Source organism: Bradyrhizobium sp. SZCCHNS2022 (genome assembly GCF_032377575.1).
Taxonomy (GTDB): Bacteria; Pseudomonadota; Alphaproteobacteria; order Rhizobiales; family Xanthobacteraceae; genus Bradyrhizobium; species Bradyrhizobium aeschynomenes.
The window spans coordinates 6,240,611-6,266,747 of record NZ_JAUHHZ010000001.1; the positions used below are offsets into that span (position 1 = coordinate 6,240,611).

Here is a 26,137-nt window from a genome sequence, read left to right on the forward strand (position 1 = left end):
TGAGCGCGAGCCAGCGCGGCTCGCTCGGTCAGCGCCTCCCCCGCGCTTGTCCGCCGTAGCTCGAAGAGCGAAGGCGGATGCGGCAGGGAGGTCGTCTCGCATCGCAGATGCGAGGCGGGTGGGGGCTCTCTCACCACGACGCGCTCAACGATCACCACCCGAGACGCGCCCCCACCCCAGCCCTCCCCCGCAAGTGCGGGAGAGGGAGCCCACCGCCCCTGCGGCATGAGCTGATGTCCCTCGATCCGTCCTTCCTGCTCATTCTCGGCCTGCGCATGGCGATCGCGGCGTCGTTCGTCGTATCGGCCTCGATGATCGCCGAGCGCACCGGCCCCGTAATCGGCGCGCTGGTCGCGACGCTTCCCATCTCGGCCGGGCCGACCTACGTCTTCCTGGCGCTCGATCATGATGCGTCGTTCATCGCCCAAGGAGCCCTGACCAGCCTGCCGATCAACGCCGCGACCATCTTCCTCAGCCTCGCTTATGCCGTGCTGGCGCAGCGCCACAGCGTGTGGGTCGCGAGCGCTACCGCAGTCGCCGTGTGGCTCGGGCTCGCATCGCTGATCAAGAGCGTGCAGTGGACGCTGACGATGGGCATTGTCGCCAACATCATCACCTTCGCGATCTGCCTGCCGCTGCTGCAGCGCTATCGCCACGCCAAGATGCCGCTGATCACCCGACGCTGGTACGACGTGCCCTTGCGCGCCTCGCTGGTCGCAACGCTGGTCGCCACCGTCACCTCGGTCTCCGGCTGGGCCGGCCCGAGCGTGTCCGGCATCCTCGCCTTGTTTCCGATCGTCTTCACCTCGATGATGCTGATCCTGCAGCCGCGCATCGGCGGCCCCGCAACCGCCGCGGTGATGGCCAATGGCGCCTGGGGCCTGATCGGATTTTCGCTCGCGGTCATCGTGCTGCATCTCGGCAGCCTGCATCTGGGCGCGGTGGCGGGTCTTAGCGGCGCGCTGGCGACGTGCGTCGGGTGGAATCTCGGCCTGTGGTGGCTGGGACGAAGAAAAGCGGCCGTAGCCCGTTAGCTCTCTCCACGTCATTGCGAGCGCAGCGACGCAATCCAGGGGCTCGGGTGGGATTCTGGATTGCTTCGGCGCAAGGGCGCCTCGCAATGACGGCAAGTGTGAGCCGAGCTGCCTCCCCAACCCCGCTGTCATTCCGGGGCGCGCGAAGCGCGAGCCCGGAATCCATCGGGCCGCATGTTCCGGCGAGGGATGGATTCCGGGCTCGCGCTGACGCGCGCCCCGGAATGACAGCCGACTATTTGGTCGGCAGCTTTGCCTTCAGCCGATACAACGCATCCAGCGCCTCGCGCGGCGTCATCTCGTCGGGATGCAGCGCCGTCACCGCGGCGATCAGCTCCTCCGTCTCCTTCGACATCGTGGGCTCCACCGCCGCGCGCGAGGGCACCGCGAACAGCGGGAGATCATCGACCAAGGCGCGGGCGTTCTGACCGCGGTCGGCGGCCTCCAGCTTTGCCAGCACCGACTTCGCGCGGCTGATCACCGCCGGCGGCAGGCCGGCGAGCTTCGCCACCTGGATGCCGTAGGAGCGGTCGGCGGAGCCGGGCAGCACCTCGTGCAGGAACACCACGTCGCCCTGCCATTCCTTGACGCGCACCGTGGCGTTGAACAGCCGCGGCAGCTTGGCGGCGAGCGCGGTGAGCTCGTGATAGTGCGTCGCGAACAGCGTGCGGCAGCGGTTGCTCTCGTGCAGATGCTCGATCGCCGCCCAGGCGATCGACAGGCCGTCGAAGGTCGCGGTGCCCCTGCCGATCTCGTCCAGGATCACCAGCGCGCGCTCGCCGGCCTGGTTGAGGATCGCCGCGGTCTCGACCATCTCGACCATGAAGGTCGAGCGTCCGCGCGCGAGATCGTCGGCGGCGCCGACGCGCGAGAACAGCCGGTCGACGATGCCGATGCGGGCGCGGCTCGCCGGCACGAACGAGCCGATCTGCGCCAATAAGGCAATCAGCGCGTTCTGCCGCAGGAAGGTCGACTTACCCGCCATGTTCGGACCGGTCAGCAGCCACAGCTGGCCGCTCTTGTGCCCCGGTGTCGGCGACAGATCGCAGGAATTGGCGATGAACGGTTGGCCCTCGCACTTCAGCGATTGCTCCACGACCGGATGGCGGCCGCCCTCGATCGCGAAGCCGAGCGAGCCGTCGACCTCGGGGCGGACGTAGTTGTCGTCCACCGCGAGCTTGGCGAGCGCAGTTGCGACATCCAGCATCGCAAAGCCATGCGCCGCGGCGCGCAGGTCGTCGCCGATCGCGAGCGCCTGCGCGCAGAGACGGTCGAAGATCTCGAGTTCGAGATTGAGCGCGCGCTCGCCGGCATTCGCGATCTTCGCCTCGATCTCGCCGAGCTCGGAGGTGGTGAAGCGCACCTGGCCCGCCAGCGTCTGGCGATGGATGAAGGTCGCATTCAACGGCGCCGACATCAGCTTGTCGCCGTGCTGTGCGGTGACCTCGACGAAATAGCCGAGCACATTGTTGTGCCGGATCTTGAGCGCCTTGATTCCGGTCTGGTCGGCGTAGCGCGCCTGCATCGAGGCGACGACGAGGCGGGAGGCGTCGCGCAGATTGCGCGTCTCGTCGAGCGTCGCGTCGTAGCCTGACCGGACGAAGCCGCCGTCGCGCTTGATCAGCGGCAGCTGCTCGTCGAGCGCGCGGGCGAATTCGTCGGCGAGCGCGCGCGCCGGCCGCGTCAGCGCAGACATGATTGCCGCGACCTCCTGCGGCGGCTGGTCGAGCACGGACAGCCGCGCCAGCGCCTGGTCGGCGGCGAGGATGCCGTCGCGGAGCGCCGCGAGATCCCGCGGCCCGCCGCGGCCGACCGACAGCCGCGCCATCGCGCGCGTCATGTCCGGCGCGCCGCGCAGGATCGAGCGGATGTCCTCGCGTGCCGCACTGTCGGCGACGAACACGTTCACCGCATCGAGCCGCCGCCCGATCTGCGCCGGCTCCGTCAGCGGCGCGGCGAGGCGCTGCGCCAGGAGCCGCGAGCCGGCCGAGGTCACCGTGCAGTCGATCGCGTCGAGCAGCGAGCCCCGGCGCTCGCCGGCGAGCGTGCGCGTCAATTCGAGATTGGCGCGCGTCGCCGGATCAATCGCCATGGTGCTGCCGGTCGCCTCGCGCGCCGGCGGCGCCAGCGGCGGACGCTGGCCGACCTGGGTGCGCTCGACATAGGTGACGCAGGCGGCCGCTGCGGTGGCTTCCAGGCGCGACAGCACCGCGAGGCCGTCCATGGTGGCCACGGCAAAATAGTCGCACAGCCGCCGCTCGGCGGTGGCGCCATCGAACACGTCCCGCGTCAGCGGCGTCACCGCAGCGAGCTCGCGCAGCACCGGCTCGAACGCTTCGTCCGAGTAGAGAGCGTCCGAGACGATGACTTCGTTCGGATTGATGCGCGCGAGCGTCGCAGTGAGCTCGGCGAAGGCGCATTCGGTGACGATGAAATCCGAGGTCGAGATGTCGATCCAGGCAAGCCCGAGCCGGTCGCCGCCGGACGAGCCGCGGCTGCGCGCGATCGACAGCAGATAGTTGTTGGCGCGCGCGTCGAGCAGATTGTCTTCGGTCAAGGTGCCCGGCGTCACCACGCGCACCACGCCGCGCTTGACCACGCTCTTGTTGCCGCGCGCCCGCGCTGCCGCCGGATCCTCCATCTGCTCGCAGACCGCGACGCGGATGCCCTGCGCGATCAGCCGGTGCAGATAGTCTTCGGAGCGCTCCACCGGCACGCCGCACATCGGGATGTCCTGGCCCTGATGCTTGCCGCGCTTGGTCAGCACGATGCCGAGCGCCTTCGACGCCACCTCGGCGTCCTCGAAGAACAGCTCGTAGAAATCGCCCATCCGGTAGAACAGCATCAACCCGGGATGCGCGGCCTTGATGTCGAGATACTGCTCCATCATCGGCGTGAGCTTGGCCGGCGCCTCGGCGGGCACGGCCGAGGACACCGACTCTTGCGGAACCGGGGCGGAGATGGGCTGCTGGATGGTCATGGCGCGGAAACTAGCCAATTTGCCCGGACGGTCCTACCGCTTTGCAGGCGATGTCCCGGTTTTCCACGATGGCAATTTTTGCCTCGCGCGAGCGCCAGAGCGAAAGCGCCGGAGAGCACCACCGGCGTCATTCCGGGGCGTGCGCAGCACGAACCCGGAATCCATCGTGCGGCGGGTCGTGCAGCCATCGATTCCGGGCTCGCCGCGCTGCGCGCGCCGCCCCGGAATGACGGCGAGGGTGGAGCGGCGGTGTGCGCCTTGCTTGCAGTTCTGGCGGCGGCGGTAGTGCAACCTCTCCCCGCAAGCGCTAGGGTTTCTACACGTCTTGCGCGACAGATTGACTCGGGTTGTCATGATGTTGCGCCGTCTATGCCTGTTGTATGATTCTGTATCCGACGCTTTGATTTGAAGGAGCGTTGGAGATGCAGCGAGAGCCGGATTTGTCATTGGGCGAGTTTGGCGACGTGCGCCTCGATAAAAGGGGGCGGCGTTCGTCCAGGCTATGCTTTGTGCGCGCAGCGTCTGCCTGCGCCAGATGGCGCGGGGTGACTGGGCCGCGTACATGGCGTACTGGCGGTTCGTGAACAATCCGCAAGTCACGATCGATCGGCTGATTGAGGGCTGGAGCAGGCAGACGGCGGCCGTCGTCGGTGGACGGCATGTGCTGGCGATCCAGGACACCAGCGAGGTCAAGTTCCAAACGCAGCGGGGACGCCGGCGCGGACTGGGCAAGGTCGGCAAAGGCAATGCCCGCGGTGTGCTGCTGCATGCCATGATGGCGGTTGATGCCGACAGCGGAGCTTGCCTCGGTCTCACCGGTGGCGAGGTGTGGACGCGCCGGGGCAAGGTTAAGGTCCCTCACGACCAGCGGGAGTTGGCCAACAAGGAATCGGCGCGCTGGGTAACGACGGCCGAGCAGGGCTGCGAGGTTCTTGCTGCAGCGCGCATGATCACCGTTGTCAATGATCGCGAAGGGGAGTTCTTTGCGCATTGGGCGTTGACGCCTGGCGACAACGTCCACCTGCTGACGCGAGCCATGCACGATCATGCGCTGGCTGACGGCAGCACGCTCTATCAAGCCGTAGAGCGAGCGCGCTTCTGCGACAAGGCGGTGATCGACCTTCCGCAGCGCATGGATCGCCGCGCTCGCCAAGCCCATCTCTCGCTGCGCTTCGGAACCGTCGAGCTCAAACGGCCCGCGCGACCCGGCATGAAGGGGCTGCCTGAGTCCGTGAAGATCGGCTTCGCGGAAGTCGTCGAGCTGCATCCTCCGAAGGGCGCCGAGCCCGTTCATTGGCTGCTCTTGACCACTCATTCGATCGCCAAGGCGGCCGATGCCTGGCAGATCGTCTCCTGGTACAAGCTGCGCTGGATCATCGAACAGCTCTTTCGCTCGCTGAAGAGCCAGGGTCTGGGTATCGAGGACAGCCAGCTCGAAAGCGCCCAGGCCCTGATCAAGCTGGTGGCGATCGCTACCAAAGCGGCGTGTATCGTCATTCAGCTCGTTCAGGCCCGCAACGGTGGTCAACAACTGCCGATCAAATGCGCCTTCACACCCGAAGAAATCGAAGTGCTGGCCGCCATCAACAAAACCATGAAAGGCAGGACCAAGCTTCAGGAGAACCCGCATCGACCCAACACCCTCGAGTGGGCGGCATGGATTATCGCAAAGCTTGGGGGATGGACCGGCTACGCCTCGCACCGGCCTCCCGGGCCAATCACCTTTCACAACGGAATGACCCGCTTCCAAATCCTCGTTGCCGGCAAAGCCCTCCAAATCGTGTAGAAACCCTAGCGCTCTTGCGGGGAGAGGTCGGATTGCGCAGCAATCCGGGTGAGGGGCATGGCACATACGCGGCCCAGGCGAGAGTCTGTCGGACGGGCACGGCGGTTCGAGGTGACATGATCACTGCAAACAAGCGGCACTTCCCGTGCGGCGGCCCCTCACCCCAGCCCTCTCCCAGCAAAGGACGGGGAGAGGGAGCAGACCGCGCGTGCGGCTGCATCGTGCGCAAGCCAAGTCTCCACGCATGCCACCCCGCGTTCCCGTCATTTGACCTGCCTCCACCGCACTCCTAAAACCGCCGTCAATTGTGACCAGAAACACCCCCCGGGAGAGAGCGATGCGAGACGTGTTCATTTGTGATGCGGTGCGGACCCCGATCGGGCGCTTCGGCGGCGCGCTGGCGAAGGTGCGGACCGACGATCTCGCGGCGACGCCGCTGAAGGCGCTGAAGGCCAAGCATCCCAATCTCGACTGGGCGGCGGTCGACGAGGTGTTCTTCGGCTGCGCCAACCAGGCCGGCGAGGACAACCGCAACGTCGCGCGCATGGCGCTGCTGCTCGCGGGGCTCCCCGACTCCATTCCCGGCCAGACGCTCAACCGTCTCTGCGCCTCCGGCCTCGATGCGGTCGGCGCAGCGGGCCGCGCGATCCGCGCGGGCGAGGTCGATCTCGCGATCGCGGGCGGCGTGGAATCGATGACGCGCGCGCCGTTCGTGCAGGGCAAGGCCACCGAGGCGTTCTCGCGCTCGGCCGAGATCTTCGACACCACGATCGGCTGGCGCTTCATCAATCCGCTGATGAAGCAGCAATATGGAGTCGACTCGATGCCGGAGACCGGCGAGAACGTCGCCGAGGAATTCCAGGTGTCGCGCGCCGACCAGGATGCGTTCGCGATCCGCTCTCAGCAGCGCGCCGGTCAGGCGATCGCCTCGGGCTATTTTGCCGCCGAGATCACGCCGGTATCCGTGCCCGGCGGCAAGGCCGGCCCCGTCACCGTCGACAAGGACGAGCATCCGCGCCCCGAGACCACGCTCGAAGGTCTCGCCAAGCTGAAGCCGATCGTGCGCAATCCCGGCACGGTCACTGCCGGCAACGCCTCGGGCGTCAATGACGGCGCCGCGGCGATGATCCTCGCCTCGGAAGCCGCGGTGAAGAAGCACGGTCTCGCACCGCGCGCGCGTGTGCTGGGGCTTGCCTCGGCCGGCGTGCCGCCGCGCATCATGGGCATCGGCCCGGTGCCGGCCGTGCGCAAGCTGCTGGAGCGGCTCGGCCTGAAGATCACCGATTTCGATCTGATCGAGCTGAACGAGGCATTCGCGTCACAGGGCATCGCCTGCCTGCGGCAGCTCGGCGTCGCCGAGGACGCCGATTTCGTCAATCCGCACGGCGGCGCCATCGCGCTCGGTCATCCCCTCGGCATGAGCGGCGCGCGCATCGCGATGACCGCCGTGCACGGCCTCGAAGTCCGCGGCGGCAAGCGCGCGCTCGCCACGATGTGCGTCGGCGTCGGCCAGGGCGTCGCGCTGGCGGTCGAGACGATCAACTGACGAAGCGCAACGCGCTTCGTCATTCCGGGGCAGCCCGCAGGGCTGAACCCGGAATCTTGAGATGAGTCCGCCAACGTCGAGATTCCGGGTTCGACCCTGACGCGTCGCCCCGGAATGACGGAAAGCCATCGCATATGACGATCGCAGTTTTGCGCTCGTCTCTATCGACCTCGTCATGGCCGGGCTTGTCCCGGGCATGACAGAGTAACTAACGGACAGGGATGGTTCGCCGTGACAGCTCTGCATCTCCATGCGCGATAATCCTGCGGAATGACGGAGACCTGACTATGACCATCTCCCGCGAACAGGACGTCACCCCCGCCGTTTTGGCGGTGATGGAGCAGACCTCGAACCCGCGGCTGCGCGAGATCATGGTGTCGCTGATCAAGCACCTGCACGGCTTCGTCCGCGACGTCCGCCTCACCGAGGCCGAATTCCGCGAGGCCGCCGCGCTCATCGCCGAACTCGGCCAGCGCACCAACGACACGCACAACGAAGTCGTGCTGATGGCAGGCTCGCTCGGCGTCTCGCCGTTGGTCTGCCTGCTCAACAATGGCGATGGCGGCAACACCGAGACGGCGCAGTCGCTGCTCGGCCCGTTCTGGCGGCTGAACTCGCCGCGCACAGAGAACGGCGGCTCGATCCTGCGCTCGCCGACGCCTGGGCCGGCGCTGTTCGTGAATGGGCGTGTGGTCGATCCCCGGGGCGAGCCGGTCGCCGGCGCCGAAGTCGACGTCTGGCACGCCTCGCCCATCGGCTATTACGAGAACCAGGATCCCGAGCAGGCCGACATGAACCTGCGCGGCAAGCTCTCCACCGATGAAGACGGCCGCTTCTGGTTTCGCTCCGTCATGATGGTCGGCTATCCCATTCCGACCGACGGCGTCGTCGGCCGGCTCCTGAAGGCGCAGGGCCGCCATCCCTACCGCCCAGCGCATCTGCATGCGCTGATCGTCAAGCAGGGCTTCAAGGTGCTGATCTCGCAGGTCTACGATCCCAACGACCCGCATATCGACAGCGACGTCCAGTTCGGCGTCACACGCGCGCTGCTCGGCAATTTCATCCGCCACGACGAGCCGCATCCGACCGAGCCCGACGTCACCGCGCCCTGGTACTCGCTCGATCACGTCTACCGCATGGAGATCGGCGACACCGTGCTGCCGCGCGCGCCGATCAAGTAGCCGGCCCCAGCCTATCAGGGGCTCGGTGGTCGAGACCTTGTAGATTGATGCAGGAATGCTGCTGATCAGCCGATGGCTGGCGCTCGATCAAGTGAAGACCCTTACTTCGAACTCGGTGTCGTCCCGGGCAAGCACGGCGGCGCGAAGCGCTGGCGTGCGCCGACCCGGGACCCATAATCCCGGGAGAGGTTTGAGGCAGGATCGCAACTCCGAGTCTTCGCCTCACGACGGCCTGTGGTTATGGATCCCGGCTCTGCGCCCCGACGTCGCTGCGCGACATCCGGGCTTGGCCGGGACGACACCGGACGTGGAGACGCGGCTTCGCGACAATCGAAGCGATCGGAGTGGTTATCCCACATCGCTTTCGAGCATTTTGCCGTTCACCACGCTGCACCCTCTTCACAATCACCAGAGATTGTTCGCTCGGCATCAAACCCCCCGCCAGGGTCGGCGCGACATATCGGCATGTGCATGGCGTTCGGTATGGTCACGCAAAGGTGCGGCGTCGTCGGACCAGTGGACGGCTTGCGAAAGCACAATATTCGTGCTTTATTGTTTCTCATGGCCGCAAGCCCCTACGATCAGGCTGTTCGCTACCGTCTCCTGCTCTCGCCCGAGGCGCGAGACGCCATCGAGGCGACGTTCGCCGATTATGCCCGGATGATGGACATGCTCGACGAGATCGCGAGCGCGAAGGGCATCGGCGCCAATCTCGTTGCGTTGCATGGCCATGCCTATGACCCGATCCGCAAGGCCACCCGGCTGCCGTCGCGGCTCGTCACGCTCGGCCTGCGCGACCGTGCGGCGTATCGGGCCGCATCGAACCCGCGGCTGCCGCTCGACGACCGATTGGTGAATGTCAGGGATGCCGGCACGCTGTCGCTCGGCACCGCGCTCGGCCGTGTCACGATTCCGTTCGAGGTGACCGGCTATGCCGCGGGCTGGACGCACGCGACGCCGGCCCAGCTCGTTCGCACTGATCACGGTGACTTCGAGATTCATTTCGGCGTCACCGCAGCTTCACAATCCCATCTCAGCCCACGAAAGGACCACGTCATGCTCGCCGAACACGCGCCGGCTCCCGACACGCTCCTGTCACGCGCCGGGCGCCTCATTGCCGGGATCGCCTATGGAGCGATTGAGAAGGCCGAGGACAACAACAAGGTCGCGCTGGTCAAGCAGGCGATCCGCGAGATCGAGCAGGCCGAGCGGGAGTCTCGCGAGAGCCTCGCCGCCGCGCGGGCCGAGGAGTACCGGCTCAATGCGCGCCGCGCAGAGATCGAGCGCGAAACAACACAGCTGGCCGAGCAGATCCGCGTCGCCATCGGCGAGAACCGCGACGATCTCGCCCGCGCCGGCATTGCCCGGCAGATGGACCTCGAAGCGCAGTTCGAGGTGCTGTCGAAGGCGATCGACGAGAATGCCGAGCGCGTCGATGCGGTGCTGACGAGCCTGCGCGCAATCCTCTCCAGCCTGCAGGATGCGCAGGCGCGCCTCGCCGAGCTCGAACGCAGCGAAGCGATGGCTCAGCAGCCGAAGTCCGCCGCGCGCAAGACCGAGGATGCCGGCCTTGCCAAGGCCACGCGCGCGTCACGCGCGATGGCCCGCGCCACCGGCGTGCCGGAGGGCATTCCGCCGTCACCCGACATCGACGAATTGTCGAAGCTGAAGCGCGACAAGGACATTGCCGAGCGGCTGGCGCGTTTGAAGTCTCAGAATTGAGCGGGCAGGGGCGCACCGTCCCATGACCATCATCGACCATTTCATGCAGCCCGAGGTGCGGCCGTTCGCGGTCGCCGCCGTGATGATCGTGCTGGTCGGCGGCGTCGAGATCGGCTCGATGCTGATCGGCCTGTCGATCAGCGAGCTGCTCGGCCAGACCGTCGATCTCGGGCACGACGGCAACAGCACCAGCATCGGCCAGGTGCTGTCCTGGATCAATGTTGGTGGCGTGCCGCTGATGATCTGCATCCTGCTCGGGCTCGGCATCTTCTCGATCACCGGCTTCCTCATCCAGGATGTCGCCCGGCTGCTCGCGCTGCCGCTGCCGGCCTCGGCCGCAGGCGTGCTAGCCGCTGTTGCCACCGTACCGATGCTGCGCAGCTCGACGCGTTACGCCTCCAGGCTGATCCCGCAGGATGAGAGCTACGCGGTCGGCCTGTCCGATCTCGTCGGCCGCACCGGCGAGGTCGCGGTCGGCCCGCTCGATGGCGGGCTGCCCGGCCGCGTCCGCGTCAAGGATGTCCACGGCAATTGGCACGCGGTGACGGCCTCGGCCGCGCCGGGCTCGCCGCCGCTGCCGGTGGGCGCATCGGTTCTTCTCGTCGACCGCAAGGACGGCCGCTTCATCGCGATCGCAGCCGTCGACGAACTCGTCCCGTCACAACCGGACTCCTCGTCCAGAAAGTGATCTCTGCCATGTTCGATCTGATTGTCCCCGCCTCGATCGGCGTCGTGCTGCTGGTCGTCCTCGGCACGGTGTTCGCCGTGCTCTATCACCGCTCCACCCGCGACGAGGCGTTCGTGCGCACCGGCCTCGGCGGCAAGAAGGTCGTGCTCGACGGTGGCGCCGTGGTGCTGCCGATCTTCCACTCGATCGCGCGCGTGAATCTCAAGACGCTGCGGCTGCGCGTGGAGCGTTCGAAGAAGGATTCGCTGATCACCAAGGACCGCATGCGGGTCGACATCGACGCCGAGTTCTATGTGCGCGTGAAGCCCGATGTGGATTCGATCGCGCTTGCCGCGCAGACGCTGGGTGCGGTGACCAACAATGCCGAATTGCTGCGTGACCAGGTCGAGGCGAAGTTCGTCGACGGCCTGCGCTCGGTCGCGGCGACGATGGAGCTGTTGGACTTGCAGGAGAAGCGCTCGGATTTCGTCAAGCACGTCCAGGCCGCGGTCGAGGCCGACGTGCAGTCGAACGGCCTGGAGCTGGAATCGGTGTCGCTGACCAAGCTCGACCAGACCGACATCTCGTTCTTCAATGCTGAGAACTTCTTCGACGCCGAGGGCCTGACGCGGCTGAAGACCGTCACCGAGACGCGGCGCCGCGACCGCAACGCCATCGTACGCGACAACGAGGTGGCGATCGCCCAGAAGGACCTCGAGGCGCGCCAGCTCACGCTGACGATCGAGCGGACGAAGAAGGAAGCCGAGCTCAGCCAGGAGCGCGACATCGCCAACAAGACCGCGAGCACGCGCGCCGAGGTGGCGAGCGCGACGCAGACGGCGTGGCAGACCGAGGAGAACGCCCGCATCGAGGCCCAGCAGAAGATCGCCCAGCGCGAAGCCGAAGCGTTGAAGGTGCGTGAGACCGCGACCATCGAATCCAACCTCGCGATCAACCGCCGCAAGACCGACGCCGACCGCGAGATCCAGATCGCGACCCAGGACAACGATATCCAGATCGCGACCAAGAGCAAGGAAACCTCTGAGGCGCGCGCGGTCGCCAAGGCGGCCGAGGCGCTCGCGGTGTCCGCGGAGGAAAAGGTGACGACGGCGCGCGCGATCGAGATCGCCGACCGCGAACGCCAGACCGCGGTCATGGCGGCGCGAAAGGAGGCCGAGCAACGCTCGACCGGCATCACGGTGGCGGCGGAGGCCGAGAAGCGCGCGGCGGTCGATCGCGGCGAGGCGGCCAAGACGCTCGCCGAAGCGGAGGCTGAGGCCAACAAGATCAAGGCCGTGGGCGTGCGCGAGATCGGCGAGGCCGAAGCCGCCGTGATCCTGATGAAGAACGAGGCTCAGAACAAGCTGGGCAGCAACGTGATCGATTTCGAGCTCGCCAAGCAGCGCATCGCGACGATGCCCGCCGCGCTGGGCGAGATGGTCAAGCCGATCGCCAATCTGAAGGACGTCCGCATCCTGCACACCGGCGGCGCCTTCGGCGGCAACGGCAACGGCGGTGGCAATGTCGGCTTCGGCGAAGGCCTTGCCGGCGAGCTGCTGCGCGTGCATGCGCTCAAGCCGCTGATCGACGAGATCCTGGTGCAGTCGGGCTTCAAGCCCGGCGACGATCCGGTGCAGGCGCTGGCGGGCGTTGTCATGCCGACGACCGAGGCCAAGACCGCTGCCGGGCCGGCGAAGATCGAGCCGCTGCAGAAGCCGTGAGACAAAATGTGAAAAGCAACCCCGGGGCTGGGGGCGGCGCTGGAGGAGCCACCGCCCCCGCCCGGCACATCACGAGTGGGGCGCTCATGAGGTGCAGTCCCTGCGCGCAACTCATACGCAGAGAACCGAGTGGGGTGATGAGAAGATAGCCGGAAACGCGCCGGATTGAAGTTACAAATCCATCACGTGGCGGTCACCTTTTTGCTATCCCGCGCACACTGCGTCCGAACAGCGCACGCAATTTCCGTCGCGGGGAACGTTCACTCCATCACGGCATGATCGGCCGGTGCGGACTGCTGACGCAGCGCCGTGCGAGTCGAGCCGATCATGATCGCGAGAGGGATGGACACCAGGATGAACGTCATCACCAGCTGATAGTCGTGCGAGAAGGCGAGGATCTGCGCCTGGACCATGACCATCGCATCGGCCATCGCGCGCCCGGCATCCGTGGACAGGTTCAGCATGCCGGCCACGTTGGGCATCTGCAAAGCGTGATTGAACGGGTTGATGTGCTCGACCAGGATGGCGTGATTGCGTCGTGTTCCCTCGGTGAGCTGCGCGATCGCGATGGAGATGCCGATCGAGCTTGCGACATTCCTCACCAAAGTCAGCATCGAGGTTCCATCCGTCCGCAGCTCGCCGGGCAGTGTCAAGAATGCCACCGTCGAGAGCGGCACGAACACGAGGCCGAAGCCGAAGCCCTGCATGATGCTGATGGTGATGATCTCCGGCACACCGGTCTGGTCCGTCCACGCCGTCATCTGGAACAGCGACAGCGCCGTGAGCGCCAGCCCGACCACGATCAGGGTCCGCGCCTCGATATAGCGCAGCAGTCGCCCGACCAGCATCATCGCGACGAAGGTGCCACAGCCGCGGGTCGCCAGCAGCACGCCGGCGGTGATGATGGGGTAGCCGATGACGTTCTGCAGGTAGGGCGAGGACAGCGCCATGGTCGAGAACAGCACCAGGCCCATCACCGTCATGAACACGCAGCCGCCGACGAAATTGCGGTCCTTGAACAGCGCGAACTGGATGAACGGCCGCTTCGTCGTCAGCGAATGCGCCAGGAAATAATAGAAGCCGACGGCCGCGACGATGAACTCGATGATGATCTCGTTGCTCTCGAGCCAGCCTTGATCCTCGCCGCGGTCGAGCGCAATCTGCAGCGCGCCGATGCCGATGGCGAGCGCGGCGAAGCCGAACCAGTCGAAGGTCAGCTCCGCATTCGGCTTGGTCTCCTCCATGAAGGCGATCAGCCCGAGCACGGTCACGGCGCCGAACGGCAGATTGACGAAGAACACCCAGTGCCAGGAATAGGTTTCCGTCAGCCAGGCGCCGAGCGACGGTCCCATGATCGGGCCGAGCATCACGCCCATGCCCCAGATCGCCATCGCCTTGGCGCGCTCATGCAGCGCGTAGGAGTCGAGCATCACGGCCTGCGACAGCGGCACCAGCGCGGCGCCGAACACGCCCTGCAAGAGGCGGAACAGCACCATCTGGGTGATGTCCTGGGCGAGGCCGCACATGACGGACGCAATGGTGAAGCCGGCCGAGCAGACGATGAAGGTGCGCTTGCGACCGAAGCGGTTGGCGATCCAGCCGACCGGCGCGGTCATGATCGCTGCCGCCACGATGTACGACGTCAGCACCCAGTTGATCTGGTCCTGAGACGCCGACAGGGTGCCCTGCATGTAGGGCAGCGCGACGTTGGCGATCGTGGTGTCGAGCGCCTGCATGATCGTCGCCGTCATGGCGCAGATCGTCACCATGTTGCGGCGAAATCCTGGAACCGCGGATGAGGCTGCCGGCGCGTTCATCGTGCGCTACTCGTCCTTGTCGGCGGCATGCGCCGAGCCGAGCAGGCCCGCCAGCGTACGTTCATGTCCGGTATCGATCGACACGTTGACGCTCATGCCGGCCTTGAGCTTGCCGACGAACTTGTCGTTCTTGTCGAAATAGATGCGGACGGGCACGCGCTGCACCACCTTGACGAAATTGCCGGTGGCGTTCTGCGGCGGCAGGATCGCGAATTGCGCGCCGGTGCCCGGCGACAGCGAGCCGACCGTGCCCTTGAAGCGGTGGTTCGGGAACGCGTCGACGTCGAGCTCGACCGGCTGGCCCACGGCGACATAGGTGAAGTCGCTCTCCTTGGGATTGGCGTCGACCCAGGGATTGCCGATGTCGATCACCGAGAACACCGGCGTGCCCGCGGTGACGAAGCGGCCGAGCTGGATCTGGTCCACCTGCGTGGCGATGCCCGGCATCGGCGCGCGCAACGTGGTGTGGTCGAGATCGCGCTGCGCGTCGTCGAGCTTGGCCTTCGCCTGGACATAGGGCGGGAACTGCTCCATCGGCAGGTCGGGATTGCCGAGCAGCTGCGTCTTCGCGTTCGACAGCTGCTGTTTGATGTACTGCGCCTGCGCGCCGGCCGTCACCAGGGCGTTCGCCGCGTTGTCGAGGTCGAGCTGCGAGCCGAAATTGTTCTTGGCGAGCGTCTGCTTGCGCTCGACATCCTTCTGCTTGAGGTCGATGCCCTGCTGCGCGAGGTCGAGCATCTGGCCGTAGATCTTGATGTTGGCCGTGAGGTTGTCATAGGTGGTGCGTGCCTGTGCCAGCGCCGCCTTGGCCTGGTCGACCGCCAGGCGATAGGGCACGGGATCGATCTCGAACAGCTCGTCGCCCTTCTGGACCTGCTGGCCTTCCTTGACGACGACCTTGATGATCTTGCCGGAGATGTCCGGGGTGATGAGCACCTTCTGCGCGCCGACATAGGCGTCGTCGGTGGTCACGTAGCGGCCGCCATTGAGATAGAGCACGAGGCCGCCGATCGCGGCCAGCAGCGGCAGCACGACGAGCAGTAGAGTGCGGCGATAGCGGCGCAGGAACCCCGGACCGGCCGGTTTCTCGGCAGCAGCGGCCGGCGGTGCGGCCTCCGGACTGGCCTTCTGTTCGGGAGCGATTTTGAGGGCGGGCTCAGCCATAACGCTGCTCCTTTCGCTGCTCGTCGCAGAGCGACTGCAGGGCGTTTCTCACGTTTTCTTTGATGGCTTCGAGCTGGGCCGTCAGTCGCTCGGCATCGGCGGGACTGATGCCGTCCAGCGCAGTCTCGGTGATCTCGCCGCGCAGCACCGCGAGCTTGGCGAGCAGCGGACGGGCGGCCTTCTTCAGATACAGCCGGTTGACCCGGCGGTCGGTGTCGTCGCCGCGGCGTTCGATCAGCCCGGCATCCGCGATCTTGTCGATCAGCCGGGTCAGCGTGATCGGCTGCATCTCCAGCTGCTCGGCGAGCTCGGACTGCTTCATCCCCTCGTTGCGCTCGACCTTGGCGAGCACGGCCCATTGTGCCCGGGTCATGCCGAACCGCGCGGCCTCCTTGTCGGCATAGGCGCGCATCAGGCGCTGCAGCTCGCCGAGCGTAAACAGGAAATTCACGTCCGCGGACGTGCGGGTCATGGCCGGTCTCGATTCTGGACGGAGGGAACTAAGCTTTGGCTCTAATGAGCCTGGAATATAATAAGCAAGCTTATGAATATGTCATGGCGTCGTCGAGCACATCCGTTCCCCTGAAGATGCATGGCTCCGCCGCGGCCTTTGGCGAGCGGGCTGTGAAATGCTAGATTGTCGCCAATGACCCTCGCAAAGCCCACCTTCCCGCCGCCCGACCACGACCATGGCCGCTGCGCGGCCGATGCCCTCGACCATGCCGAGCGCGTCTGCGCCCAGCGTGGCCAGAAGTTCACGCCGCAGCGCCGCCAAGTGCTGGAGGCGCTGCTGTCGAGCCACCGGCCACTCGGCGCCTATGAGATCATCGAGGAACTGGCCAAGGTGGCCGCGCGACCGGCACCGATCACGGTGTATCGCGCCCTCGAGTTCCTGATGGCCAACGGCTTGGTGCACCGCATCGAAAGCCGCAATGCCTTCCTCGCCTGCGCGCACGATCATGAGCACACCGCGCTGGTGGCGTTCCTGATCTGTGAAAAATGCGGTGCCGTCGGTGAGGTTCCCGCCGCGCCGCTCGCGGAAAGCCTGAAGAGCGCGGCCGCCGCGTCCGGCTTCCTGCCGAAGATGTCGGTGGTCGAGATCACCGGCCTCTGCGCGCACTGCCAGAAGGCCGCGTGAGATCCGTCACTGCGCCGCAAGGTGTACAGCGCTCACTGATCATCGTATTCGAGCTATTGCCACAGCGACGGTGCGCTCCCTCTCCCCGTTCTTCACGGAGAGAAGGCTGGGGTGAGGGGCAGCCACGAGCACCAGACGTGTGCGGAGAGCCCCCCTCACCCGGATTGCATCTGAGGATGCAATCCGGCCTCTCCCCGCGCGCGGGGAGAGGCGCGGACCGCCGCTGCCGGCCGAGTTGTTCGTCCGATCCTCGCGCACGAATCCGACCGCGTGTGCGCTGGGGGTCCAAGAAAACCAAACCCTTTCGGGAGCCCACGCCCTCGTGTCCGCATCGCCCCCTTCATCCGCCGCGACCCGGCCGCTCGGCCCGGGCGCGATCGCCGTCACGCTCGTGCTCTGCCTGTCCTGGGCCTTCAACCAGATCGCCATCAAGCTGGCATTGCCGGAGGTGCCGCCGATGCTCCAGGCCACCTTCCGCTCGGCCGGCGCGCTGCCGGTGCTGCTGATCTTTGCTCACGTGCGCGGCGTGAAGATGTTCGAGCGCGACGGCACGTTGTGGCTCGGCATCGCGGCCGGCGCGCTTTTCGGTCTCGAATTCGTGCTGATCTACCAGGGTCTTCTGCTGACCTCGGCGTCGCGGGCCGTCGTCTTCCTGTACACAGCGCCGTTCTTCGTCGCGCTCGGCTCGTTCCGCTTCCTGGGTGAGCGTCTGGGACCGGCGCAATGGGGCGGGCTGGCGTTGAGCTTCACCGGCGTTGCGCTGGCGATCGGCATCCCCCAGGCCAATGTCGACGGCAAGGTTCTGCTCGGCGACCTTCTGGTGGTCGGCGGCGGGCTGCTGTGGGGCGTCACGACGGTCTTCATCAAGGGCAGCCGGCTGCGCTTCATCGCGCCGGAGCGCGCATTGGGATACCAGGTGGCCGTTTCCGTCCCCATCATGGCCTTGGCCGCCCTGATCGCCGGCGAGCGCCTCACCCAGGTTCCCAGCCCTTTCGTGCTCGGGCTGCTCGCCTATCAGGCGATCTGGGTGGTCGGCACCACCTTCACGATCTGGTTCGCCCTGATCAAAGCCTATTCGGCCAGCAAATTGTCGGCATTTACCTTCATCACCCCTTTATTCGGGGTGGTGGCGAGCTATTTCATCCTGCATGACGCCCTGACGCTCGCCTTTGGCCTGGCCGCCGTGCTTGTGATCATTGGGCTTTTTCTGGTCAATCGCCCGAACCGCGTGCTCCTGGCCGCGACTGATCCATTGCTGAATGTCACCAAAACCTGATATCCGAGGCCCCATGAACAAGCCCGAGATCCTGCCTCAAACCGATATCGCCGGCCCTGCTCCCCGGCACCAGACCACGCAAGTCATGGTCGGCAATGTCGCCGTCGGCGGCGGCGCGCCGATCGTGGTGCAGTCGATGACCAACACCGACACCGCCGACGTCGACTCGACGGTGGCCCAGGTCGCAGCGCTGGCGCGCGCCGGGTCCGAGATGGTGCGCATCACGGTCGACCGCGACGAGGCGGCCGCGGCCGTCCCGCACATCCGCGAGCAGCTCGACAAGCGCGGCATCACCACGCCCCTGATCGGCGACTTCCACTATATCGGTCACAAGCTCTTGACCGAGTACCCCGCCTGCGCCGAGGCGCTGGCGAAGTACCGCATCAATCCCGGCAATGTCGGCTTCAAGGACAAGCGCGACACCCAGTTCTCGACCATCATCGAGCTCGCCAACAAATACGGCAAGCCGGTGCGCATCGGCGCCAATTGGGGCTCGCTCGACCAGGAGCTGCTGTCGAAGCTGATGGACGAGAACGCGGCGTCCGCGAACCCGCGCGATGCGCGTGCGGTGATGCGCGAGGCCATGGTGCGGTCGGCGCTGCACTCGGCAGAGCGCGCCCAAGAGCTCGGCATGCCGAAGAACCGCATCATCCTGTCGGCCAAGGTCTCGGCCGTGCAGGACCTGATCGCGGTGTATCAGGATCTCGCCGCGCGCTCCGACTACGCCATTCATCTCGGCCTGACCGAGGCCGGCATGGGCTCCAAGGGCATCGTCGCCTCCTCGGCCGCGCTCGGTATTCTCTTGCAGCAGGGCATCGGCGACACCATCCGCATCTCGCTGACCCCCGAGCCCGGCGGCGATCGCACCCTCGAGGTGCAGGTCGCACAGGAGCTGCTGCAGACCATGGGCTTCCGCACCTTCGTGCCGCTGGTCGCGGCGTGCCCGGGCTGCGGCCGCACCACCTCGACCACCTTCCAGGAGCTGGCGCGCTCGATCCAGGATTTCATCCGCGACGAGATGCCGACCTGGAAGACGAGATATCCCGGCGTCGAGGCGCTCAACGTCGCCGTCATGGGCTGCATCGTCAACGGCCCCGGCGAATCCAAGCACGCCAATATCGGCATCTCGCTGCCCGGCACCGGCGAGGCCCCGGCCGCGCCGGTGTTCGTCGACGGCAAGAAGTTCCGCACCCTGCGCGGCCCGACCATTGCCGCCGACTTCAAGGCCCTGGTCATCGACTACATCGACCAGCGCTATGGCGCGGGCGCCAAGGCGCCGGAGAGCGTGACGGCCGCGGAGTAGGGCCGGCGCCCTGTTTGAGTGCGGCGCCTCACGCGCTGCATATGCTCCTGTGATGATCTGAGATCGAGCCACCGCCACGACGACGGTGCGCTCCCTCTCCCCGTTCTTCACGGGGAGAGGGGTGGGGTGAGGGGCAGCCGCACGGCGGTGCCGATTCCCTGCAACGAACTGTTTGAAGATATCTCTGGCATTCCAATCGGCGCCTGGCGGTCGTGCCCGTCCGATAGACCTTTGACCTGGCCGCACTCGTGCCATGCCCCCCACCCGGATTGCTGCGCAATCCGACCTCTCAGCGCGAGCGAAGCTCGTCGCGCCCCCGCAAAGAGCGGGGAGAGGTAAGAGGGCCGCAACACCCGGTGCGACAACTCGCACCTGTTGCCGGGCGAGGCTGTCGCATCCTCACAACTCACAGCTGCTTGTCCCTCTCGCCTCATTCTGAAACTTTCCCGCAGGCCGCGCTGCCCCACTGCTGCCCGCATGATCAGCACCTTGATGCCAGCTGAACAGGATGCTGCAATGAACCTCGACGTCAGGGAAATGGAGCTCGCCGAGACCTCGCTGGTCATCGACTACTTCTATTCATCCAGCATCGAGCAGCTCGACCTCATGGGCATCGACCCCACACGCATGCCGACCAGGCCGGTGTGGGCCGGCCTGTTCAAGACGCTCTACGAACTGCCGCTCCCTGAGCGCGCCGCGCTGCTGGTGATCTGGCGCCTCGACGGCCGCCCGATCGGCTTCTCCAGCTGCGACCGCATCGTGTTCGGCAGCCGCGCCCACATGCATCTCCACGTCACCGAGCCGGAGCTGCGCGGCCGTGGCCTCGGCACCGAATGTGTCCGCCGCAGCATCGACCTCTATTTCGAACGCCTGCGGCTCAAGCAGCTGTTCTGCGAGCCGCACGCCTACAACATCGCCCCCAACCGCGCGCTGCAGAAGGCGGGCTTTCGCTATTTGAAGACGTACAAGACGGTGCCCGGCCCGATGAACTATCACCAGGCCGTGACGCGCTGGATGATCGAGCGGTGAGAGCTGCGGATTGTTCTGCATCATCTCGTCACACTAACAGTGTCGTCCCGGCCTTGAGCCGGGACCCATAGCCAACGTCGTTAGTTGTTGAGCAAGCTGGAGCGGCTTTCTTTATCTCACGCCGGCCTGTGAATATCGGTCCCGGCTCAAGGCCGGGACGACGGCGGAGCAAGATCGGGCGGCCGGCTCTTCCTAACGCCAAACCGCAAGCCATCGCGAAAGTCCCCAAATCTTGCCCGTCGCGTTACCATGTCGCAGCCATCGGGCCTTGTGCCGTCGGGCAAATCAGAACGATCTTTCCGCCCGTCCCGCCTCACTGAAGAGGGACGCTTCGCGGTCGTCACGAACGTGGAGGCGGGATGCGGTGGACGCGACGTGGCGCAGCGGGCCCTGGTGCCCGCGGACGAACGTCATGGCGCGGACGGTCAAGTCGCATGGTCCTGACATCCCGATGCTGATGCCAAGCTGGCCGATGATCGCCAGTGACGGGGGCAAGACAGCCCGGTCCCCGGGGAGAGTGCGAAGCAGCCGTTAAAACCATTGCGCAGGGAGGGCCGGGTCTTGTCCGGCTGAACCTGTGGTACCTGCCGCCTGCATTTTTTTCCGCAGGCGGGCCACGGGCCTCAGTCGGGGCCCGGCCTTCCCTGCGCCCTCTGATAGGAGAGGGCGAGAAAGAAGATCAATGCTCGGACGCGAAACGCGGGCGCGAGGATGATGAACTGTGTCTATGAGGATGACCGGCTGCGCCGACAAACTCCGCCGTCGTCCCGGCCAAGCCACACCAACGCGCATGCGTTGGTGTGGCGCCGACCCGGGACCCATACTCCCAGGAGCAAATGTGAGGCAGGCTGGAGCGACCGGATGTGCCAACCACGACGTGCGGTGGCTATGGATCCCGGCGTCCGCCGGGATGACACTGAATGCGAGGCGGCGCTGTCCCAACTCATTCCTACAACGGCGCCTGCCCATATTCGCGGTTGGCGAGGCTGGCCTCCTCCAGATCCAGGTCGCGTTCGATGCGGCGGCGGGTTTCGTCGGTGATCTTGCCGTCGCGGAGCATGACGTGAATGGTCTTGCGTTCGACGCCGATCAGCTCCCGCGTCAGCTCGATGCCGAGCGCGGAGGCGTCGTAGTCGTCAGGGTTCAGGGTTTCCGGCAACTGGTTGGCGCGCACCTCGTGGCGCGCGCGCAGCAGCCGCACCACCTCCTCGGACAGCTCGCGGTCATTGGTCATCGTCTCCAGCGAATTCAGCGCCCGATCGAGCACCTCGCGCCGGGCCGCGATCTCCTGCTCGTGCTCGCGCACATGCTCGGCGCGGCCTTCCTGGCCGAGCCCGAGCCCGCGCACGACCAGCGGCAGGGTCAGGCCGAGTCCGATCAGCGTGAAGAAGATCACGCCGAACGCGACGAACAGGATCTCGTCGCGATAGGGAAACGCATCGCCGGTCGACAATGTCAGCGGCAGCGCCAGCGCGGTCGCGAGCGAGACCGTGCCGCGCACGCCGGTGAAGCCGATGATGAAGGTCTGCTGCCAGGGCGGCAGCGGATCGCGGGCCCGCAACGAAGGACTCAGCACGCGCGGCAGGATGGTCGCGGGAAAGGTCCAGGCGAAGCGCGCGATCACGACGATGGCGACCACCAGCGCGGTGGCGATCATGATCTCGTCGAGCGGGAATGCCTTCGACTTCTCGTAGATCAGCCGCATCTGGAAGCCGGTCAGCAGGAACAGCATGCCCTCGATCAGGTAGACCACGAGGTCCCAGAAGAACACGCCCTGCAGCCGGGTCGCGGAGGAGATCCACAGCGGGCCGTTCCAACTCATGTAGAGGCCGCAGGCCACCGTCGCGATCACGCCGGAGCCGCCGACATGCTCGGGAATCCAATAAGCGAGATAGGGCGTCAGCAGCGACAGCGTGATCTCGACCTGCGGATCCCGGGAATAATGCCGGGCGCGCAGCATCAGCCAGCCGACGCCGATGCCGAACGCGATCTCTCCGACGACGATCGCGGCGAATTCGCCGGCGGCGACGGGAAAGGAAAACGTGCCGGTCATGATCGCCGCCACCGCGAAGCGGTACAGGATCAGCGCCGTGGCGTCATTGGCGAGGCCCTCGCCTTCGAGGATCACCATCACCCGGCGCGGCAGATGCAGCCGGCGGGCGATGGCGAGCGGCGCCACCACATCCGGCGGCGCGACGATGGCGCCGAGCAGGAAGCCGAGGCTCCAGGGCAGGCCGAGCAGGACGTGAGTTGCCGTCGCCACCAGCGTTGCGGTGAAGATCACGCAGCCCACGGCCAGCAGCACGATCGGCCGCAGATTGCGCTTGAACTCGCGCCAGCTCATCGCGACGCTGGACGAGTAGATCAGCGGCGGCAGCACCACGAGCAGAACGAGTTCCGGCGGCAGCGCGAAGGCCGGCATCGTCGGCACGAAGGCCAGCGCGATGCCGGCCAGCATCAGCAGGATCGCCGGCGCCAGGTTGGCGCGCCGCGCGATCAGGGCGGTTCCCGCCAGCACGGCCAGCAGGATCAGGAATATTTGAAAATGCTCTTCCATTGCGGACAGCCTGGCGCCGGTGCGCCGGGCTCAGTCCCGGAGGTCGTAGCGATAGGATTTCGACACGATCTGCCAGCCGTCCTTCAGCTTCATCGCCACGAGATAATCGGTAAAATAGCGCGGCGGCAGCTGGCAGCGCACCTTGATGAAGGCGGTCTTGTCGTCGGACCGGTCGATGGTGACGATGAAGTCCTCGCGCGGCTTGCCCTCGCCCTTGGCAGAGGGACGCTTGCGCACCCAGGCGAGCCAGTCCGGCACCGTCAGGACCTTGAGCTCGCCGTTCTCGACCCAGCGCAGGTCGGCGGTGGGATGGAACACCGCGCCGAGCTTGTCGGCGTCGCCCTCATAGAGCGCATCGAAATAGCCCTGCACCACGGCTTCGACGCTCGAACGATCTGTGCTCACGGCCATCTCCCTGGAACCCGGACAAACAAGCATCGCATTCTCGATGCAAATCCGGGCTTGGCAAGCCATGAACTGCGGCCGATGCTCCCTCGACAGAAATATCGTGGCCGACGCGGGTTCTCCGGGAACAACGGCTGCGTGATCCCGATCACAAGGCGAGCGGGCTTTCATCTGGTAGGCAGAGCCGGCAGATTTCCCAGGGCTATGGGGTAAGACGATGTCGTGGTCAGTTCGATTGGGCGGTTTCCTCCTGGCGGCAGCGCTATTGCTCGCCGGCCACCCCGCGCTCGCCGAGAAGCGGGTGGCGCTCGTCATCGGTAATTCCGCCTATCAGAACGTGCCGCAGCTGACGAACCCGGCCAGTGACGGCGCGGTGATGACCCAGACGTTCAAGAATGCCGGGTTCGATGTGGTCGACTACCGCCGCGACCTCACCGCGCGGGAGACGCGCAGGGCGTTGCGCGATTTCGCCGACGCGGCCCGCGATGCCGACATTGCCGTGGTCTATTATGCCGGCCACGGCATGGAGGTCGAAGGCTCCAACTATCTGATCCCGATCGATGCCCGGCTCGAGCGCGACACCGACGTCTATGACGAGACCTTGTCGCTCGACCGCATCCTGGTCGCCGTCGAGCCCGCCAAGAAGCTGCGGCTGGTCATTCTCGATGCCTGCCGCGACAATCCCTTCACCCGCAACATGCAGCGGACGGTGGCGACCCGCAGCCTCGGCCGCGGCCTTGCCAAGGTCGAGCCGACCAGCCCGAACACGCTGATTGCCTATTCGGCCAAGGCCGGCTCCACCGCGCAGGACGGCGACGGCAGGAACTCGCCCTTTACGCTGGCGCTGTCGCGGCACATCGCGACCCCCGGTCTCGATGTCCGCAAGGCGTTCGGCTTCGTGCGCGACGAGGTGCTGAAGTCCACGAGCAACCGCCAGGAGCCGTTCGTGTACGGCTCGCTCGGCGGCGAGGACGTGCCGCTGGTGCCCGGCGTGCCGCGCGTGGTCACGCAGATGCCGGTCGCGCCCGCCCCGAGCCCGCAGGCCGACATCCGCCGCGACTACGAGCTGGCGATGCAGGTCGGCAACAAGGGCGCGCTGAATGCTTTCCTGGCGCAGTATCCCGACGGCTTCTATGCGAGCCTCGCCAAGTTGCAGCTCGAAAAGCTGACCGCGGAGGAAAATCGCGCTGCCGCCGCCGAGAAGGCCCGCGTGACCGAGGCCGAACGGGCCCGTCTAGCGGCGGAGGGGGCCCGCAAGGACACGCTCGCCAAGGCGGAGGCCGAGGCCAAGGCGGCCGAGCAGGCGCGGCTCGCAGCCGAAAAGGCCAATCAGCTGGCGCAGCAGCAGGCCGCCGAGGCCGAGAAGAAACGCCAGGAGCAGCCGCTCGCAGCGGCTGACAATCCGCGCGCCGCGACCTCGCCGGCCGCAGCTCCGCCGCAGGGGCCGCAGGTGGCCTCGCTGACGCCGGCGTCGCAGCCCGCCGATTTGACCAAGTCTGTCCAGCTCGAGCTGCGCCGCGTCGGCTGTCTCACCGAGGAGGCCGACGGCGATTGGGGCTCGGCCTCGCGCCGCTCGCTGTCGCAGTTCAACCGCTATGCCGGCACCAAGCTCGACACCCAGTCTGCGTCGGCCGATGCGCTCGAGGCGATCAAGCTCAAGCAGGCGCGCGTCTGCCCGTTGGTCTGCCAGCACGGCTTCAAATCGGACGGCGACCGCTGCACCCGCATCGTCTGCGCCGAGGGCTCGTTCGTGAACGACGACAACGAGTGCGAGAAGCGGCGCGACAAGAAGCCGGTCGCCAAGCGCGGTCAGGACGACGAGGACATGCCGTCGCGCCGCCGCGCCCGAGCCGCGCCGGAGCCCGGCATGCCGTTGTCCGCTCCCGGGGCGGGGGTTGGCGTTGGCATCGGTGTCGGTGGCGGTGGTCTCGGCGTCGGCATCGGCGCAACTCCCGGCTACGCCAAGCCGCAGACCCAGGCCACTCGGCCGTCGAAGTCCTCCGGCCAGATCTATTGCGATGCCTATCTCTGCCGCGCGGTCAGGCCCGGCTGCCGGCTCGAATATCGCGGCGGCGGCGGCCCCGCCAACAATGCCAGCGTCGAGGTGTGCAATTGATCAGGACGAGATCGCGCTCGCGGCGATGTTGACCATCAGGGCGACCAGGGCGGTGTTGTAGACGAACGAGATGATGCCGTGAACGGTCGCGGTGCGGCGGATGATCTTGTCGGTGATGCCGACGTCGGAGACCTGCGCGGTCATGCCGATGATGAAGGAGAAGTAGACGAAGTCCCAATAGTCGGCGGGCTGCTGTTCGTCGCCGCTTGGGAATTGCAGGCCGCCGGGCTTGGCGCCGCGGTAATAGTCATGGGCATAGTGCAGGGCGAAGGTGGTATGCACCGCGGCCCAGGACAGCGAGACCGTGAGCAGCGCCAGGGTCAGCGCCGGCGCGTCGCGCTTGGAGGCGCCGAGCTCGAACACGATGGCGGCGATGCTGGCGAAGGCGCCGAGCGCGGTGACCATCAGGATCACGAAGCGGCCGTCGTCCTGCATGATCGCCTTGCGGCGGATGTGATGATGCTCGCTGCGCAACATCATCACCGCGACCAGCACCAGGTAGAGCGCGGCGAACACGTCCCAGCTGATCAGAAGCCGCGTGATCAGCCGCAGCGCGGAGGGCAGCAGGAAGAAAGCGGCGACCGCGAGGCCCAGCGACGCGAAGGTGCGGGGCCTCGCATAGACGATCCGCAAGGCCGTCGGTAGCCGTGTGAAACGGGCGAGGGCCGGATCGTCAGGATGGACGCCGGCCAATG

The 26,137-nt window shown here is 66.5% G+C and carries 19 protein-coding genes; 12 read left to right on the forward strand and 7 right to left on the reverse strand.

Going from position 1 to position 26,137, the window contains the following annotated elements:
* The first annotated feature begins 233 nt into the window (after nucleotides 1–233).
* Nucleotides 234–1,034 (forward strand): hypothetical protein, encoded by an 801-nt coding sequence (locus tag QXZ94_RS27965; protein ID WP_315723842.1) that lies wholly within the window; start codon nucleotides 234–236, stop codon nucleotides 1,032–1,034.
* Nucleotides 1,035–1,269: 235 nt separating this feature from the next.
* On the opposite strand, the gene mutS is transcribed toward QXZ94_RS27965, so the two are convergent.
* Nucleotides 1,270–4,014 (reverse strand): DNA mismatch repair protein MutS, encoded by a 2,745-nt coding sequence (gene mutS / locus QXZ94_RS27970; protein ID WP_315723844.1) that lies wholly within the window; start codon nucleotides 4,012–4,014, stop codon nucleotides 1,270–1,272.
* A 562-nt stretch (nucleotides 4,015–4,576) separates the two neighbouring features.
* On the opposite strand from mutS, the gene QXZ94_RS27975 reads away from it, so the two are divergent.
* From QXZ94_RS27975 to QXZ94_RS28000, 6 genes are all read left to right on the forward strand, one after another.
* Nucleotides 4,577–5,800: an IS4 family transposase gene (locus tag QXZ94_RS27975; protein WP_315722016.1), complete on the forward strand. Its 1,224-nt coding sequence runs from the start codon at nucleotides 4,577–4,579 to the stop codon at nucleotides 5,798–5,800.
* A gap of 337 nt (nucleotides 5,801–6,137) precedes the next feature.
* Complete coding sequence (pcaF, locus tag QXZ94_RS27980; RefSeq protein ID WP_315723846.1) at nucleotides 6,138–7,346, forward strand: 3-oxoadipyl-CoA thiolase; 1,209 nt, start codon at nucleotides 6,138–6,140, stop codon at nucleotides 7,344–7,346.
* Nucleotides 7,347–7,633: 287 nt separating this feature from the next.
* On the forward strand, nucleotides 7,634–8,527 hold the full coding sequence (locus QXZ94_RS27985) for a dioxygenase (RefSeq protein ID WP_315723848.1): 894 nt from the start codon (nucleotides 7,634–7,636) through the stop codon (nucleotides 8,525–8,527).
* Nucleotides 8,528–9,079: 552 nt separating this feature from the next.
* Nucleotides 9,080–10,249, forward strand: a complete 1,170-nt coding sequence (locus QXZ94_RS27990) for a PspA/IM30 family protein (RefSeq protein WP_315726568.1) — start codon at nucleotides 9,080–9,082, stop codon at nucleotides 10,247–10,249.
* A 22-nt stretch (nucleotides 10,250–10,271) separates the two neighbouring features.
* Nucleotides 10,272–10,937: an OB-fold-containig protein gene (locus tag QXZ94_RS27995; protein ID WP_315723850.1), complete on the forward strand. Its 666-nt coding sequence runs from the start codon at nucleotides 10,272–10,274 to the stop codon at nucleotides 10,935–10,937.
* An 8-nt stretch (nucleotides 10,938–10,945) separates the two neighbouring features.
* Nucleotides 10,946–12,637: a flotillin family protein gene (locus QXZ94_RS28000; RefSeq protein ID WP_315723852.1), complete on the forward strand. Its 1,692-nt coding sequence runs from the start codon at nucleotides 10,946–10,948 to the stop codon at nucleotides 12,635–12,637.
* Nucleotides 12,638–12,897: 260 nt separating this feature from the next.
* On the opposite strand, the gene QXZ94_RS28005 is transcribed toward QXZ94_RS28000, so the two are convergent.
* Genes QXZ94_RS28005 through QXZ94_RS28015 form a run of 3 tightly spaced genes read right to left on the reverse strand, consistent with a single transcriptional unit; the run spans nucleotide 12,898 to nucleotide 16,090 of the window.
* Nucleotides 12,898–14,454: a DHA2 family efflux MFS transporter permease subunit gene (locus QXZ94_RS28005; protein ID WP_315723854.1), complete on the reverse strand. Its 1,557-nt coding sequence runs from the start codon at nucleotides 14,452–14,454 to the stop codon at nucleotides 12,898–12,900.
* A 6-nt stretch (nucleotides 14,455–14,460) separates the two neighbouring features.
* Nucleotides 14,461–15,618, reverse strand: coding sequence for an HlyD family secretion protein (locus QXZ94_RS28010; RefSeq protein ID WP_315723856.1), 1,158 nt, complete (start codon nucleotides 15,616–15,618; stop codon nucleotides 14,461–14,463).
* Nucleotides 15,611–16,090, reverse strand: a complete 480-nt coding sequence (locus QXZ94_RS28015) for a MarR family winged helix-turn-helix transcriptional regulator (protein WP_172114439.1) — start codon at nucleotides 16,088–16,090, stop codon at nucleotides 15,611–15,613. The genes QXZ94_RS28010 and QXZ94_RS28015 overlap by 8 nt, the downstream gene beginning before the upstream one ends.
* Before the next feature lie 174 nt (nucleotides 16,091–16,264).
* On the opposite strand from QXZ94_RS28015, the gene QXZ94_RS28020 reads away from it, so the two are divergent.
* The 4 genes from QXZ94_RS28020 (at nucleotide 16,265) to QXZ94_RS28035 (ending at nucleotide 20,364) form a co-directional block, all read left to right on the forward strand.
* On the forward strand, nucleotides 16,265–16,756 hold the full coding sequence (locus tag QXZ94_RS28020; protein WP_315723859.1) for a Fur family transcriptional regulator: 492 nt from the start codon (nucleotides 16,265–16,267) through the stop codon (nucleotides 16,754–16,756).
* Nucleotides 16,757–17,078: 322 nt separating this feature from the next.
* Nucleotides 17,079–18,032, forward strand: a complete 954-nt coding sequence (locus tag QXZ94_RS28025) for a DMT family transporter (RefSeq protein ID WP_315726570.1) — start codon at nucleotides 17,079–17,081, stop codon at nucleotides 18,030–18,032.
* A gap of 13 nt (nucleotides 18,033–18,045) precedes the next feature.
* A complete protein-coding gene (gene ispG, locus QXZ94_RS28030) occupies nucleotides 18,046–19,335 on the forward strand; it encodes a flavodoxin-dependent (E)-4-hydroxy-3-methylbut-2-enyl-diphosphate synthase (protein WP_315723861.1) in 1,290 nt (429 codons plus the stop codon).
* A 516-nt stretch (nucleotides 19,336–19,851) separates the two neighbouring features.
* Complete coding sequence (locus tag QXZ94_RS28035; RefSeq protein ID WP_315723863.1) at nucleotides 19,852–20,364, forward strand: GNAT family protein; 513 nt, start codon at nucleotides 19,852–19,854, stop codon at nucleotides 20,362–20,364.
* A gap of 949 nt (nucleotides 20,365–21,313) precedes the next feature.
* Here QXZ94_RS28035 and QXZ94_RS28040 read toward each other — a convergent pair.
* Together QXZ94_RS28040 and QXZ94_RS28045 are read right to left on the reverse strand one after the other, a co-directional pair.
* Nucleotides 21,314–22,921 carry a Na+/H+ antiporter gene (locus QXZ94_RS28040; protein WP_315723865.1) on the reverse strand — a complete coding sequence of 536 codons (1,608 nt, stop codon included), beginning with the start codon at nucleotides 22,919–22,921 and terminating at the stop codon, nucleotides 21,314–21,316.
* Nucleotides 22,922–22,951: 30 nt separating this feature from the next.
* On the reverse strand, nucleotides 22,952–23,326 hold the full coding sequence (locus QXZ94_RS28045) for a nuclear transport factor 2 family protein (protein ID WP_315723868.1): 375 nt from the start codon (nucleotides 23,324–23,326) through the stop codon (nucleotides 22,952–22,954).
* A gap of 217 nt (nucleotides 23,327–23,543) precedes the next feature.
* Between QXZ94_RS28045 and QXZ94_RS28050 the strand changes: the two genes are divergently transcribed.
* Nucleotides 23,544–25,442, forward strand: a complete 1,899-nt coding sequence (locus QXZ94_RS28050; RefSeq protein ID WP_315723870.1) for a caspase domain-containing protein — start codon at nucleotides 23,544–23,546, stop codon at nucleotides 25,440–25,442.
* On the opposite strand, the gene QXZ94_RS28055 is transcribed toward QXZ94_RS28050, so the two are convergent.
* Nucleotides 25,443–26,135, reverse strand: coding sequence for a DUF1345 domain-containing protein (locus QXZ94_RS28055; protein WP_315723872.1), 693 nt, complete (start codon nucleotides 26,133–26,135; stop codon nucleotides 25,443–25,445). It lies immediately after the preceding gene.
* Nucleotides 26,136–26,137 lie beyond the last annotated feature (2 nt).

Excerpts from the sequence above, each read along its gene's own strand:
- QXZ94_RS27965 (WP_315723842.1), top strand. The coding sequence starts at position 234 with ATGTCCCTCGATCCGTCCTTCCTGCTCATTCTCGGCCTGCGCATGGCG.
- mutS (WP_315723844.1), bottom strand. The coding sequence starts at position 4,014 with ATGACCATCCAGCAGCCCATCTCCGCCCCGGTTCCGCAAGAGTCGGTG.
- QXZ94_RS27975 (WP_315722016.1), top strand. The coding sequence starts at position 4,577 with ATGGCGTACTGGCGGTTCGTGAACAATCCGCAAGTCACGATCGATCGG.
- pcaF (WP_315723846.1), top strand. The coding sequence starts at position 6,138 with ATGCGAGACGTGTTCATTTGTGATGCGGTGCGGACCCCGATCGGGCGC.
- QXZ94_RS27985 (WP_315723848.1), top strand. The coding sequence starts at position 7,634 with ATGACCATCTCCCGCGAACAGGACGTCACCCCCGCCGTTTTGGCGGTG.
- QXZ94_RS27995 (WP_315723850.1), top strand. The coding sequence starts at position 10,272 with ATGACCATCATCGACCATTTCATGCAGCCCGAGGTGCGGCCGTTCGCG.
- QXZ94_RS28000 (WP_315723852.1), top strand. The coding sequence starts at position 10,946 with ATGTTCGATCTGATTGTCCCCGCCTCGATCGGCGTCGTGCTGCTGGTC.
- QXZ94_RS28005 (WP_315723854.1), bottom strand. The coding sequence starts at position 14,454 with ATGAACGCGCCGGCAGCCTCATCCGCGGTTCCAGGATTTCGCCGCAAC.
- QXZ94_RS28010 (WP_315723856.1), bottom strand. The coding sequence starts at position 15,618 with ATGGCTGAGCCCGCCCTCAAAATCGCTCCCGAACAGAAGGCCAGTCCG.
- QXZ94_RS28015 (WP_172114439.1), bottom strand. The coding sequence starts at position 16,090 with ATGACCCGCACGTCCGCGGACGTGAATTTCCTGTTTACGCTCGGCGAG.
- QXZ94_RS28020 (WP_315723859.1), top strand. The coding sequence starts at position 16,265 with ATGACCCTCGCAAAGCCCACCTTCCCGCCGCCCGACCACGACCATGGC.
- ispG (WP_315723861.1), top strand. The coding sequence starts at position 18,046 with ATGAACAAGCCCGAGATCCTGCCTCAAACCGATATCGCCGGCCCTGCT.
- QXZ94_RS28035 (WP_315723863.1), top strand. The coding sequence starts at position 19,852 with ATGAACCTCGACGTCAGGGAAATGGAGCTCGCCGAGACCTCGCTGGTC.
- QXZ94_RS28040 (WP_315723865.1), bottom strand. The coding sequence starts at position 22,921 with ATGGAAGAGCATTTTCAAATATTCCTGATCCTGCTGGCCGTGCTGGCG.
- QXZ94_RS28050 (WP_315723870.1), top strand. The coding sequence starts at position 23,544 with ATGTCGTGGTCAGTTCGATTGGGCGGTTTCCTCCTGGCGGCAGCGCTA.